At 66.0% G+C, this 12,015-nt stretch carries 12 protein-coding genes and 2 tRNA genes; 2 read left to right on the plus strand and 12 right to left on the minus strand.

Annotated features, from left to right (window positions below):
* Nucleotides 1-21: 21 nt before the first annotated feature.
* From V7778_RS20320 to V7778_RS20350, 7 genes are all read right to left on the minus strand, one after another.
* On the minus strand, nucleotides 22-1,998 hold the full coding sequence (locus V7778_RS20320; RefSeq protein ID WP_335558589.1) for an MHYT domain-containing protein: 1,977 nt from the start codon (nucleotides 1,996-1,998) through the stop codon (nucleotides 22-24).
* Between the two features lie 90 nt (nucleotides 1,999-2,088).
* Entirely contained in the window at nucleotides 2,089-2,289 is a 201-nt protein-coding gene (locus V7778_RS20325) for a hypothetical protein (RefSeq protein WP_335558591.1), read from the minus strand.
* Between the two features lie 177 nt (nucleotides 2,290-2,466).
* A tRNA-Val gene (locus V7778_RS20330) sits at nucleotides 2,467-2,541 on the minus strand.
* A gap of 127 nt (nucleotides 2,542-2,668) precedes the next feature.
* A tRNA-Val gene (locus tag V7778_RS20335) sits at nucleotides 2,669-2,743 on the minus strand.
* Nucleotides 2,744-2,780: 37 nt separating this feature from the next.
* A complete protein-coding gene (gene dnaQ, locus V7778_RS20340; RefSeq protein ID WP_335558593.1) occupies nucleotides 2,781-3,488 on the minus strand; it encodes a DNA polymerase III subunit epsilon in 708 nt (235 codons plus the stop codon).
* 77 nt (nucleotides 3,489-3,565) lie between these two features.
* Nucleotides 3,566-4,003, minus strand: a complete 438-nt coding sequence (gene rnhA / locus V7778_RS20345; protein ID WP_442920742.1) for a ribonuclease HI — start codon at nucleotides 4,001-4,003, stop codon at nucleotides 3,566-3,568.
* Nucleotides 4,004-4,029: 26 nt separating this feature from the next.
* A complete protein-coding gene (locus V7778_RS20350; protein WP_335558597.1) occupies nucleotides 4,030-4,815 on the minus strand; it encodes a class I SAM-dependent methyltransferase in 786 nt (261 codons plus the stop codon).
* A gap of 27 nt (nucleotides 4,816-4,842) precedes the next feature.
* On the opposite strand from V7778_RS20350, the gene gloB reads away from it, so the two are divergent.
* The gene (gene gloB, locus V7778_RS20355; protein WP_335558598.1) at nucleotides 4,843-5,661 is read left to right on the plus strand and encodes a hydroxyacylglutathione hydrolase; all 819 of its coding nucleotides are present in this window, start codon (nucleotides 4,843-4,845) and stop codon (nucleotides 5,659-5,661) included.
* Between the two features lie 52 nt (nucleotides 5,662-5,713).
* On the opposite strand, the gene aceB is transcribed toward gloB, so the two are convergent.
* Nucleotides 5,714-7,303, minus strand: a complete 1,590-nt coding sequence (gene aceB / locus V7778_RS20360) for a malate synthase A (protein ID WP_335558600.1) — start codon at nucleotides 7,301-7,303, stop codon at nucleotides 5,714-5,716.
* A 168-nt stretch (nucleotides 7,304-7,471) separates the two neighbouring features.
* Between aceB and V7778_RS20365 the strand changes: the two genes are divergently transcribed.
* A complete protein-coding gene (locus V7778_RS20365) occupies nucleotides 7,472-8,377 on the plus strand; it encodes a LysR family transcriptional regulator (RefSeq protein WP_335558602.1) in 906 nt (301 codons plus the stop codon).
* A gap of 278 nt (nucleotides 8,378-8,655) precedes the next feature.
* Here the strand turns inward: V7778_RS20365 and V7778_RS20370 are convergent, their stop codons facing one another.
* The 4 genes from V7778_RS20370 to V7778_RS20385 all read right to left on the minus strand — a co-directional run bounded on the left by V7778_RS20370 (nucleotide 8,656) and on the right by V7778_RS20385 (nucleotide 11,991).
* The gene (locus V7778_RS20370) at nucleotides 8,656-8,859 is read right to left on the minus strand and encodes a cold-shock protein (protein ID WP_211521980.1); all 204 of its coding nucleotides are present in this window, start codon (nucleotides 8,857-8,859) and stop codon (nucleotides 8,656-8,658) included.
* A gap of 320 nt (nucleotides 8,860-9,179) precedes the next feature.
* Nucleotides 9,180-9,530, minus strand: coding sequence for an Hpt domain-containing protein (locus tag V7778_RS20375; protein ID WP_335558605.1), 351 nt, complete (start codon nucleotides 9,528-9,530; stop codon nucleotides 9,180-9,182).
* 15 nt (nucleotides 9,531-9,545) lie between these two features.
* Nucleotides 9,546-10,196 (minus strand): uracil phosphoribosyltransferase, encoded by a 651-nt coding sequence (gene upp / locus V7778_RS20380; RefSeq protein WP_211522699.1) that lies wholly within the window; start codon nucleotides 10,194-10,196, stop codon nucleotides 9,546-9,548.
* A gap of 112 nt (nucleotides 10,197-10,308) precedes the next feature.
* The gene (locus V7778_RS20385) at nucleotides 10,309-11,991 is read right to left on the minus strand and encodes an isovaleryl-CoA dehydrogenase (RefSeq protein WP_335558608.1); all 1,683 of its coding nucleotides are present in this window, start codon (nucleotides 11,989-11,991) and stop codon (nucleotides 10,309-10,311) included.
* Nucleotides 11,992-12,015: the final 24 nt, after the last annotated feature.

Raw genomic sequence — 12,015 nt, forward strand, 5'->3', positions numbered from 1 at the left:
TAGGCGCGCTAAAGCACTCACTTACGAGGCACGCAACAGCGCCTTGCGCTCCACGAGCGCCACCACCGCCTGCACCAGCACCGCCGGGCGCAGGGGCTTGGCCAGGAACTCGTCGAAGCCCGCCTCCAGCGCCCGCTGCTGGTCTTCCTTGCGCGAGAACGCCGTCAGGGCGATGGCAGGCACCGCCGCGGCCTGGCGGTCGCGCAAGGCCCGCACCTTGCTGATCAGCTCGAAGCCATCCATGAGGGGCATGCCGATGTCGCTGATGATCAGATCGGGACGATGGCGCTCGATGCTGAGCAGGGCTTCCTGGGCGCTCATCGCCGGCAGGATCGTGGCCTGGGTCTCGGCCAGGACCTGCTGGACCAGTTCCAGCGAATCGCGTTCGTCGTCCACCACCAGCACGCTCAGGCCCGACAAATCGGCCGAGGCGTTCGCCGCGCCGTACAGCCCGCGCGGCTCGGGCACGGCCGCCGGCAAGGCCTCCGCGGGCGCCGGCGGCAGATGCAGGGTGAAGGTCGCGCCCTGGTCCTGGCCCGGGCTCGACACGGTAATGGCCCCACCCTGCAGCTCCACCAGCTGGCGTGCGATCGCCAGGCCCAGGCCCAGCCCGCCGTGGCGGCGCGCCGAGGAGGCGTCGGCCTGGCGGAAGCGGTCGAACACAAAGGGCAGGAAATCGGGGGCGATGCCGATGCCGGTGTCGGTGATGTCGACCGCGACCCCGTCCTCCTCGCGCCGCAGCGCGATCGTGATCTTGCCGCCCGGTTCCGTAAACTTGATGGCGTTCGAGATCAGGTTCGACATCACCTGCTGCATGCGCGCGATGTCGCCCGAAACCGGCCCGGCGTCGGGATCGAGCACGGTGGTCAGCTGGATACGCTTGCCCATCGCCGCCGGGCGCGCGGTCTCGACCGCGGCCAGCACGAACTCGCCGGGCGCGATCGGCTTGGCGTCGAGCCGCACCTTGCCGGCGATTAGGCGGCTCATGTCGAGCATGTCTTCGATCAGCTGGGACTGGCCGCGCGCATTGCGTTCGATGGTTTCCAGGCCGCGGCGCAGCATGGCCTCGTCGCGCGCACCGTTCAGCAGCAGCTGCGACCAGCCCAGCATCGCGTTCAGCGGCGTGCGCAGCTCGTGCGAGAGCGTAGCCAGGAAGTCGTCCTTCAACTGGCTGATCTGCTCCGCCTCCACCCTCGCCTTCTGTTCGCGCAGGAACAGCTGCTGGCGCTCGGCCGCGGTTTCGAGCGAGGCGGCCAGGGTGCGGTTGCGCGACTCGAGGCGCGCGTCGAAGATCGCCGCCAGCAAGGCGATGGTCAGCAGCGCCACCGTCGCCACCGTGACCAGCAGCGCCAGGTGGTCCTGGTTGACGCCATCGACCGCGGCGCGGCACACGCTGGCCGCGTCGAAATGGGCGGCGGCCATGCCGGTATAGTGCATGCCGGCGATCGCGAAGCCCATCACGGTGGCCGCGCCGCCCTGGGCGAGGCGCGGATGACGCAGGTTCTCGTGCAGGCGGAAGGCGATCCACAAGGCCATGGCCGAGGCCCCGATGGCGATCGCGACCGAGGCCGCGAACAGCCAGGGATCGTAGGTGATGCCCGGATCCATGCGCATGCCGGCCATGCCGGTGTAATGCATGGCGTTGATCCCGAGGCCCATCAGCAGCGCGCCCCAGGCCAGGTGGCGCCCGCCGATCTCGCGGTGGCGCAGCTGCCATAGCGCCAGGCCGGACACGACCACGGGCAGCAGCCAGGACACGAAGGTGATGCGGCTGTCGTAGCCGATCGGGATCGGCAGGCGGAAGGCCAGCATGCCGATGAAGTGCATGGACCAGATGCCGCTGCCCATGGCCAGCGCGCCGCCGGCGATCCAGAAATACGGTGCACGGCCATGCGTTTCCTTGACGCGCATGGCCAGGCTGAGGGCCGTGTACGAAGCGAGGATCGCTACCAGGATCGACACCAATACCAGGAAGGGTTCGTAGTGGCCGCTCAACATAAAGTCTCGAGTGATGGTTGTCTATCCCGGCGGGCGCCGCCTGTGATCCGTATACGATTCGAGTGTACACGAGCTCACGCGGATGGGGAGCTACCAACCCGCCAGGGCGTGCGTCTCGTTGGCCCGGACAGCGCCGCCGTGATCACGCGAGCAGTCGACGGCGATTGCCCGCTCGTCCGTGCTGCCACAGCGCGCCTCCACCGCCTCGATCATCATGTCGCGCACCGGCTCACCGGGCAGGCCACGGCCGATCCACGCGCGCCGGGCAATGATCTGCCAAGACGAAGGCATTGCCGAGCTTCGCGAGTGTGTCGGGCATGCGGGCGTCTCCATCCGGCCGTACACGGAAGAAGCAATCCTGTCAGAGGGAGGGTCTGTGGCGCTGTGGCAGCGCAATACCGCGGGCGGAATGCAAAAAGGCCACGCATCGCGTGGCCCTTCTGGTTCCAGCTGGGTGCTGGAGAATCCTGGTGGGAAGTGCAAGTTTCGAACTTGCGACCCCTGCAGTGTGAATGCAGTGCTCTACCCCTGAGCTAACCTCCCGAGAGGCGCTATTATGACACAAACGCCAATTTATTCCAAATAGCAATTTCGCTTTTTCATCCGCCAGGCCGCTTGCGCAGAGGCCTCGAAATGACACAGGCCAGCGCGAAGCTGGCCTGTCGAAATCTGGTGGGAAGTGCAAGTTTCGAACTTGCGACCCCTGCAGTGTGAATGCAGTGCTCTACCCCTGAGCTAACCTCCCAAAGCGAGGCGTATTATGGCACAGATCGGGCCTTTCGTCACCCCTGCGGAGAATAATTTCTCCACACACAGCTGCCTTTGATATTCTTGTCGAGACCGGCCAGCACTTCCTCATGGATCGCCAGCTCGTCCGCACTGGCCGAGACCACGATGATCTCGCCCAGCGGCACGGCCTCGAGCATTTCGCCGCCCGAAGCCGATTCTTCCTCGACGTCCATGGTCAGCGTGTTCTGGCCGCGCGTCATGGCCAGGTAGACATCGGCCAGCAGTTCCGAGTCCAGCAGCGCGCCGTGCAGCTTGCGGTGCGCGTTCGAGATTTCGTAGCGGTCGCAGAGCGCGTCCAGCGAATTCCGCTTGCCCGGATGCAGTTCCTTGGCGAATACCAGGGTGTCGATCACGTTGCTGCAGTGCTCGACGAAAGGCGGCAGGCCGAGCCGGACGAACTCGTGGTTCAGGAAGCCCAGGTCGAAAGGTGCATTGTGGATGATGACTTCGGCGCCGTCGATGTAGGCGCGCAATTCCTCGGCGATCTCGTGGAATTTCGGCTTGTCGCTCAGGAATTCGGTGGTCAGGCCGTGGACAGCCAGCGCCGCCTCGTCGGAATCGCGTTCCGGGTTGATATAGCGGTGAAAGTTATTCCCGGTCAGCTTGCGGTTGAAGATTTCAACACAGCCGACCTCGATGACGCGGTCGCCGGTACGTGGATTCAGGCCGGTGGTTTCGGTATCGAGGACAATCTGGCGCATGGTGCTTTACTGATGAGTTGATGCGGAGCGCAGTATAACAAACTGCACAGACTGCGCGCGGTCGGTGCCTGGTCAGGTCAGCGACGCGCCGAGGCCGCGCCCCGGTTCGCCAGCACGTCGGCCCGTTCGTTGCCGGGATGGCCGTTGTGGCCGCGCACCCAGCGCCATTCCACCGCATGCTGCTGCTGCGCCAGGTCGAGCGCCTTCCACAGGTCGTCGTTCTTGACCGGTTCCTTGGTCGAGGTCTTCCAGCCGCGCGCCTTCCAGCCGTGGATCCATTCCGAGATCCCCTTCTGGACGTACTGGCTGTCGGTGTGCAGCACCACGTTGCACGGGCGGTTCAGCACGCCCAATGCCTCGATCACGGCGCGCAGCTCCATGCGGTTGTTGGTGGTGTTCGGCTCGCCGCCGAAGATTTCCTTCTCGTGGCCGTTGGAGACGAGCAGCGCGCCCCACCCCCCGGTGCCCGGATTGCCCTTGCAGGCGCCGTCGGTGAAAATCTCGACCTTGGTCAGGTTTGCTGCTGTGTTTTGTTCTTCGCTCATTCTCTGTTCGCTGCCGGCACTGCCTGCGGCCGTTTGCTCGTTTTCTTGTTCCATGCCGGTCCGATGATGTGCATGCCCTTGACCCGCTTGATCGCATGCACGACGTAGACCGCGCCGAGGTAGGGCCACCAGCGGCGTCCGGCGGACTCCATCATGGAAAACCGGCTCAGCCAGTGCGCCGTCCGGCACGGCGGCGCGTAGCAGCCGAAATGGCTGCGCGTCACGCCGAGGTTCAGCAATTTTAACCAGTCCTTCAGCCGCGGCATAGAAATGAATTCGCCGGAGGCCGGTAAATAGTCGTTGCTGGTGAAGCGGCCGACACCCTGGCGCACGCCCCACAGGCTGGCCGGGTTGAAGCCGCAGATGATGACCTGGCCCTCCGGAATCAATACGCGCTCGACTTCGCGCAGCACCTGGTGCGGCTCGGCGGCGAATTCCAGTACGTGGGGCAAGACCACCAGGTCGATGCTCTGCGAGGCGAAAGGCAGCTCGGCGAAGTCGAGCGCCACGGCGATCTGCTTGCCGCCCGCGGCGAAGGCGAGCTCGTTGTCGGTCGAGGTGCGGGTGGCCGCCTGCCATTTGTTGGGCATGCGGTTGGCGGCCAGCGCGTCGAGCTGGGGCACGCCGATCTGCAGCGCATTGAAGCCGAAAATATCCGCCGTCAGCTCGTCCAGGCAGGCCTGCTCGAAGGCGCGCACGTATGCGCCCGCCTGCGATTGCAGCCAGATATCGAGCGCTATAATGGATTTTTCGGCGCCGTTCAGGTCCTTCGCGCTGTCCATGCCATCCCTTTTGAAACAATTCCCACCATGACGAATTCGCCGAGCAAAGCCCAGGACTTGACTGTTCTTACTATACCCGCCTTCAACGACAATTATCTCTGGCTGATCCACGACGGCGTCCACGCAGCGGTGGTCGACCCTGGCGACGACGAGCCCATCCGCGAGGCCCTGGCCGCGCACAAGCTGACCCTGACCGCCATTCTACTCACCCACCATCATGCTGACCATATCGGCGGCGTGCCGGGCCTGCTGGCCGATGGCCCGGTGCCCGTCTTCGGCCCGCGCCACGACGGCGTCAAGGCCCTCACCCATCCGCTCGGCGAAGGCGAGCGGATCACCGTGCCGGGCCTGGACCTGGAGCTGGAGGTGCTGGACGTGCCGGGACACACGCGCGGGCACATCGCCTATGTCCGCCGCAGGCTGGACGACAAGCACGGGGCCAACTGGCTGTTTTGCGGCGACACCCTGTTCGCGGGCGGTTGCGGACGGCTGTTCGAAGGCACGCCGGAGCAGATGACGGCGTCGCTGGCCAAGCTGGCGGCGCTGCCGGACGATACGCTGGTCTACTGTGCGCACGAGTATACGATTTCAAATCTGCGCTTTGCCCAGGCGGTGGAGCCGGACAACCAGGCGGTGCAACTGCGGATGCGCGACGCGTCCGAGCGGCGCGGCACGCGGCTGCCGACGGTGCCGTCGACGATCGGACTGGAGCGCGGGACGAATCCCTTCCTGCGCTATACCGAACCGGGGATCGTGGACAGCCTCGTGCGGGCGGGACGGCTGGCGGAAGGGGCGCCGCCTGTGCAGGCCTTCGCGGCGCTGAGGGAGTGGAAGAACGTGTTCTAGTTGATCACGGGGCACCGCAGGGCCGGCGGCCGAGCCGCCGACCCTAGGCGTGTCAGATCTCTTCGTACAGCGGCAAGGTCAGGAACTCCGCGAAGCGGTCCGAGGTCGACATCTCCTCGAAGATCTCGGCCGCGCGCACATAGCTCGGGTTGTCGCCGTTCGGCGCCACCGCCTTCACCTTGGCCAGCTCCTCCGGAATCATGGCGCGCACCATCTCGGCAGTCACCTTGCGGCCGTCCTCCAGCACGCCTTTGTCCGAACGGATCCACTGCCACACCTGCGAGCGGCTGATCTCGGCGGTCGCGGCGTCTTCCATCACGTTGTGGATCGGCACGCAGCCATTCCCCGCCAGCCAGGCGCCCAGGTAGTGGATGCCGACGTTGATGTTGTAGCGCAGGCCGTCTTCCGTGATCGGGGTTTCAGGCTTGAAGTCGAGCAGCTCCTTGGCCGTGACTTCGACGTCCGGACGCTGCTTGTCGATCTGGTTCGGGCGGTCGCCCAGCACCTTGGTGAACTCGGCCATCGCCAGCTCGACCAGGCCCGGGTGCGCCACCCAGCCGCCGTCGTAGCCGTCGGTCGCATCGCGCGCCTTGTCGTTGCGCACGCCGCCCATCGCCACCTCGTTCCTGGCCGGATCGTTCTTGATCGGGATCAGGGCCGCCATGCCGCCGATGGCCGGCGCGCCGCGCTTGTGGCAGGTCTTGAGCAGCAGCAGCGCATAGGCGCGCATGAAGGGCGAGGTCATCGTCACCTTGGCGCGGTCGGCCAGGCAGAAGTCCTTGTCCAGCTTGAACTTCTTGATGCACGAGAAGATGTAGTCCCAACGGCCCGCGTTCAGGCCGGCGCTGTGCTCGCGCAGCTCGTACAGGATCTCGTCCATCTCGAAGGCGGCCAGGATGGTCTCGATCAGGACGGTCGCCTTGATCGTGCCCTGTGGCAGTCCGAGCTCGTTCTGGGTCATCACGAAGATGTCGTTCCACAGGCGCGCCTCCAGATGGGATTCCATCTTCGGCAGGTAGAAGTAGGGACCGGCGCCGCGCGCCAGTTGTTCCTTCGCGTTGTGGAACATGAACAGGGCGAAGTCGAAGATGCCGCCCGAGACGCGCTTGCCGTCGACCAGCACGTGCTTCTCGTCCAGGTGCCAGCCGCGCGGACGCACGACCAGGGTCGCGACCTTGTCGTTCAGCTTGTAGGTCTTGCCGTTCTGCTCGAGCGAAATGGTCTTGCGCACCGCGTCCATCATGTTGATCTGGCCGGTGAGCTGGTTGTCCCAGTTCGGGGTGTTCGAATCCTCGAAGTCGGTCATGTAGCTGTCGGCGCCCGAGTTCAGGGCGTTGATGACCATCTTGCGTTCGACCGGGCCGGTGATCTCCACGCGGCGGCATTCCAGCGCCTTCGGGATCGGGGCGATCTTCCAGTCGCCTGTGCGGATATGGGCGGTGTCAAGACGGAAGTCCGGACGCTCGCCGGCGTCCAGGCGGCGCGCGCGCTCGGCGCGGGCCGCCAGCAGTTCCTGGCGGCGCGGCTCGAAGGCGCGCGACAGCTTGGCGACGAGTTCGAGGGCTTGCGGCGTGAGGATCTGTTCGTAACCGGGCTTGATCTCGGCGCGGATTTCCATGCCGGCGGGGGTGCTGATGGTCATGCTGCTACTCCTGGAGGAAAGAAAAAATGGCGACGCGTACTGCCTGCTCAAGCCAGTTTACACCGGCTTGGCGTTTGTCTTGGCTTCAAGTATATTCACTGGAACATAGCTAAACGATACAAATACGCACTACATCTGTGCGTTTTTGTGACGTAATCGAGGGAGTAGATGGATAAATTCCGGCAGATCGAGACCTTTGTCGAGGTCGCGGCGCGCGGCAGCCTGTCGGCGGCGGCGCGCGCGGAGGGCATCGCGCCGGCCATGATCGGGCGGCGCCTCGATGCGCTGGAGGCCCGCCTGGGCGTCAAGCTGCTGCAGCGGACCACGCGCAAGCTGGTATTGACCGATGAAGGCGCGGCCTTCCTCGAGGACTGCCAGCGCATCCTGGACGAACTCGACGAGGCCGAGAACGCGGCGTCGGAGCGCAGCGCGCGCGCCACCGGCCACCTGCTGGTGTCGGCGCCGGCGGGCTTCGGCCGCCAGCACGTGGCGCCGCTGCTGCCCTCCTTCCTGGCCGAGCACCGCGAGGTGACGGTCAACCTGAACCTGAACGACCGCGTGGTCGACGTGGTCGGCGAAGGCGTGGACGTGGCGATCCGCATCGCCAGCCTGAACGATTCCAGCCTGGTGGGGGTCAAGCTGGCCGACAACCACCGGGTGGTGGTGGCGACGCCCGCCTATCTCAAGCGGTACGGCCGGCCGCAGGGATTGGCGGACCTGGCGAAGCACAACTGCCTGGCGATCAGCAGCGAAGGAAGCCAGCGCGGCTGGACTTTCCTCGACAAGGGCAAGCCGGTCACGCTCAAGGTCAGCGGCAACATGGTGTGCAACGATGGCGCGGTGCTGCATGCCTGGTCCCTGGCCGGCAAGGGCCTGGCCTGGCGCTCGATGTGGGAAGTGGGCGGACAGATCGCCAGCGGCGAACTGTTCACGGTGCTGGATGAGTATTCGGCGCCCGGCAATGACATCTATGCGGTGTTCGCGCAGCGGCGCCACCTGCCTTTGCGGATCAGGACTTTCGTGGACTTTCTACGGCGGACGTATGCGCAGCCCGATTACTGGCGGCACCGCTGAGGCCTTATGCGGGATACATGGCATTAACGCCTTGATGCGTGCCGGAGCAGGCCGGCCCACCCTGCGAAGCTGAGCGCTACCATGAACCGTCGGGTTGGCGGCCATGCCGCCGACCCGTTCAACATGCGCTAGCACGGCCGTTCACGATGCGCATGAATGCATCGGCGGCGGAGCCGCCAACCGGACGTCGCCGCTATCCGTGCGATACCTACAGGCAAAAAAAATCCCCGGCAATTCCGGGGATTTTTGCGATCGCAGAAGAGCGATTCAGCGCGCGATTACAGCGGCTGGATGTTCGCTGCCTGCTTGCCCTTCGGGCCGGTGGTCACGTCGAACGAGACGCGCTGGTTTTCCTGCAGCGACTTGAAGCCGGCGCTCTGGATTGCCGAGAAGTGTGCAAACAGATCTTCGCCGCCTTCGTCAGGGGTGATGAAGCCAAAACCCTTCGAATCATTGAACCATTTCACGATGCCAGTTGCCATTACAATTTCCTATTTCGGTTAAGTTGGGCTTGCGCCCGTTTTAGATCGTTTGAAGAAGCAAGAAAGGAATGACAGACAGACTGCACTACTAGCTCGAACCCAACGATCCCGTATTATACCGAATAAAAGGAGCGCACGCCTTATTCGTGAAATAAAAAATCAAGGGACCCGCAACATTCCTTGAATCAACGAATTCGGGCGCCGGTTCTTAATATTCGGCAGTAGGAAGAATATAGGGGAATGGGCAGCTCAAATGTTTGCGCTGAATCAAATGCGCCCGCAGAAGACTCTTGCGCCGCGGCCTTGCACCGCAGCGCGTTTCAGGACAGGGATTTCGGATCGCGGCGCGCGTCGGCGATAAAGCGGTCCAGCTCGCCCAGCCAGTCCTGCCAGTCCGCCGCCGCCACCGACTCGAAGGTCTGCAGCACGCGCAGGCGCTGCTCGAGCGCGCGCGCATGGTGGCCCAGGCCGCGGTAGCCGAAGGTGGCGGCCGAACCGGCCACCGTGTGCAGCATGGCCTGCAGATCGTCGGCCGCCGGCGCCGGCGCGGCCGGGTCGAGCCGGCGCGCCAGGCCGGCCAGCCGGTCCAGCGTGCCGGGCAGGCTGTTGGCGAACTTGTCGTTCAGCGCGGCCAGGCGCGCGAAGAACTGCTGGTCGGCCGGATGCGTCATCGCCGTCCTCGTGCCTTACTTGGTGCCGAAGATGCGGTCGCCCGCGTCGCCCAGGCCCGGCACGATGTAGGCGTCGTCGTTCAGGTGCGAGTCGAGCGAGGCGACGTAGACCTTGACGTTCGGGTGCGCCTTCTGGAACACGGCGATGCCTTCCGGCGCGGCCACCAGGGCCAGGAACAAAATCTGTTCGTCCGGCACGCCGCGCTTCTTGAGCACGTCGACCGCGTGCACCGCCGAGTTGCCGGTGGCGACCATCGGATCGCACAGGATGAAGGTGCGGTCGGTGACGTCCGGCAGGCGCACCAGGTACTCGACCGGCTCGTGGGTGTCCGGGTCGCGGAACACGCCGATGTGGCCGACCCGCGCCGAGGGCACCAGTTCCAGCAGGCCGTCGCTCATGCCGATGCCGGCGCGCAGGATCGGCACCACCGCCAGCTTCTTGCCGGCGATGACGGGCGCATCGATGGTGACCAGCGGGGTGGTGATCTGGCGCGTGGTCAGCGGCAGGTCGCGCGTGATCTCGTAGCCCATCAGGAGCGTGATCTCGCGCAGCAGCTCACGGAAGGTGCGGGTCGAGGTGTCGTGCTCGCGCATGTGCGACAGCTTGTGCTGGATCAGCGGGTGGTTCAGGATGAACAGGTTCGGAAAACGCGGGTCTTGTTTCATGGTCGGCCAGGAAGGTATTCGGGTGTGAAGCGGGAGCTGGATGCTCGGTAGGCCAGCATTATCCCAGCCGCGCGGCCCTTTGTCGAAGAAATAATGCGCGGCATCGCCGCGATCAGGCCGGCAGCGCCCGCGCCAGGATCGCCGCGCAGTCGCTTTCCGCGGGCAGGCGCCCGAAAGCCCCGCCCGGGTCCTGCGCAATGCGCGAGGCAAGGAAAGCGTCCGCGACACAGGCAGGCGCATGGCGCAGCAGCAGCGCCCCCTGCACCGCCAGCACCAGGCGCTCGGCCAGCCTGCGCGCGCCGGATTCGTCCTCCAGGTAGGCCGGCAACTCGTCCAGCAGCCGGCCGGCATAGGCGCCGAAGCGCGCGTCCAGGCCGGCCGCCGGCATCAGCTCGGCCGCCAGGGCCGCGCGCGCCTCTTCCGGCGACTTGCCGATCGCGCGCAGCACGTCCAGGCACATCACGTTGCCCGAGCCTTCCCAGATCGAGTTCACCGGGAATTCGCGGTAGAGCCTGGCCAGCGGGCCGTCCTCGACATAGCCGTTGCCGCCCATGACTTCCATGGCCTCGGCGCCGAAGCCCGGGCCGCGCTTGCAGATCCAGTACTTGCCGGCCGGGGTCAGGATTCGCCCCAGCAGGGCCTGCCGCGGGTCGCCGGGCTGGTCGTAGCAGCGCGCGAGGCGCAGCGCGAAGGCGGTTGCCGCTTCCGATTCCAGCGCCAGGTCGGCCAGCACGTTCTGCATCAGGGGCTGCTCGGCCAGCTTGCGGCCGAAGGCGGCGCGGCCGCGCGCGTGGTGCAGCGCATGGCACAGGGCGGCGCGCATGATGGCGGCGCTTCCCAGCACGCAGTCCAGGCGCGTGTGGCTGCCCATCTCGAGGATGGTCGGGATGCCGCGTCCGGGCTGGCCGATCATCCAGCCGATCGCGCCATGGAACTCGACTTCGGAGGAAGCGTTGGAACGGTTGCCCAGCTTGTCCTTCAGGCGCTGCACCCGGATCGCATTGCGGCTGCCGTCGGGCAGGAAACGCGGCACGAAGAAGCAGCTGAGCCCCGCGCTGCCCTGCTCGTCGAGCTGGGCCAGGATCAGGTGGGCGTCCGATTGCGGCACCGAGAAGAACCACTTGTGGCCGACGATGCGGTAGGCGCCCTCGCCTTCCGCGCCGAAGCGGGCCTGCGCCTCGGACGGCGCGATCGGCTCGGCGCGCGTGGTGTTGGCGCGCACGTCGGTGCCGCCCTGCTTCTCGGTCATGCCCATGCCCACCAGGGCGCCGCGCTTCTGTTCCACCGGCAGCGAACGCGGATCGTAGTCGCGCGACAGGATCTTCGGCAGCCACTTGCCGGCGATGCGCGGATGGCGGCGCAGCGCCGGCACGGAGGCATAGGTCATCGTCACCGGGCACTGGGCGCCGTTCTCGAGCTGGCCGAACAGGAGGTACTGGGCGGCGCGCGCCACCTGGGCGCCGGAGCGGCTGTCGACCCAGGGCGCAGCGTGGGCGCCGGCGCCGATCATCATGGCCATGAGCTGGTGCCAGGCCGGATGGAATTCCACTTCATCGACCCGGTTGCCGCTGCGGTCGTAGGTCGTCAGGCGCGGGCCGTGGACGTTCGCCAGGCGCGCCAGTTCCTGGGCCTCGGCGCTGCCCAGCCGTGCCCCGAGCGCATCGAGCATGGGCGCGGCCCAGCCGCCACCCTCGCGCTCCAGGCCTTCCCGCAGCGCTGAGTCGCAAGCGTAGAGGTTGGCTCCCGCAAAAGGCGGAGCCTGGTTGAACACTTCATGGGTCTCGAACAGGTTCATCCGGCGTCTCCTCGTGCGATTCGC

It is taken from the genome of Massilia sp. DD77 (genome assembly GCF_036961685.1).
GTDB lineage: Bacteria > Pseudomonadota > Gammaproteobacteria > Burkholderiales > Burkholderiaceae_D > Telluria.

Excerpts from the sequence above, each read along its gene's own strand:
- V7778_RS20375 (WP_335558605.1), bottom strand. The coding sequence starts at position 9,530 with ATGACGCATCCGGCCGACCAGCAGTTCTTCGCGCGCCTGGCCGCGCTG.
- dnaQ (WP_335558593.1), bottom strand. The coding sequence starts at position 3,488 with ATGCGCCAGATTGTCCTCGATACCGAAACCACCGGCCTGAATCCACGT.
- V7778_RS20320 (WP_335558589.1), bottom strand. The coding sequence starts at position 1,998 with ATGTTGAGCGGCCACTACGAACCCTTCCTGGTATTGGTGTCGATCCTG.
- aceB (WP_335558600.1), bottom strand. The coding sequence starts at position 7,303 with ATGACCATCAGCACCCCCGCCGGCATGGAAATCCGCGCCGAGATCAAG.
- V7778_RS20325 (WP_335558591.1), bottom strand. The coding sequence starts at position 2,289 with ATGCCTTCGTCTTGGCAGATCATTGCCCGGCGCGCGTGGATCGGCCGT.
- upp (WP_211522699.1), bottom strand. The coding sequence starts at position 10,196 with ATGAAACAAGACCCGCGTTTTCCGAACCTGTTCATCCTGAACCACCCG.
- gloB (WP_335558598.1), top strand. The coding sequence starts at position 4,843 with ATGACGAATTCGCCGAGCAAAGCCCAGGACTTGACTGTTCTTACTATA.
- V7778_RS20385 (WP_335558608.1), bottom strand. The coding sequence starts at position 11,991 with ATGAACCTGTTCGAGACCCATGAAGTGTTCAACCAGGCTCCGCCTTTT.
- V7778_RS20370 (WP_211521980.1), bottom strand. The coding sequence starts at position 8,859 with ATGGCAACTGGCATCGTGAAATGGTTCAATGATTCGAAGGGTTTTGGC.
- V7778_RS20350 (WP_335558597.1), bottom strand. The coding sequence starts at position 4,815 with ATGGACAGCGCGAAGGACCTGAACGGCGCCGAAAAATCCATTATAGCG.
- V7778_RS20365 (WP_335558602.1), top strand. The coding sequence starts at position 7,472 with ATGGATAAATTCCGGCAGATCGAGACCTTTGTCGAGGTCGCGGCGCGC.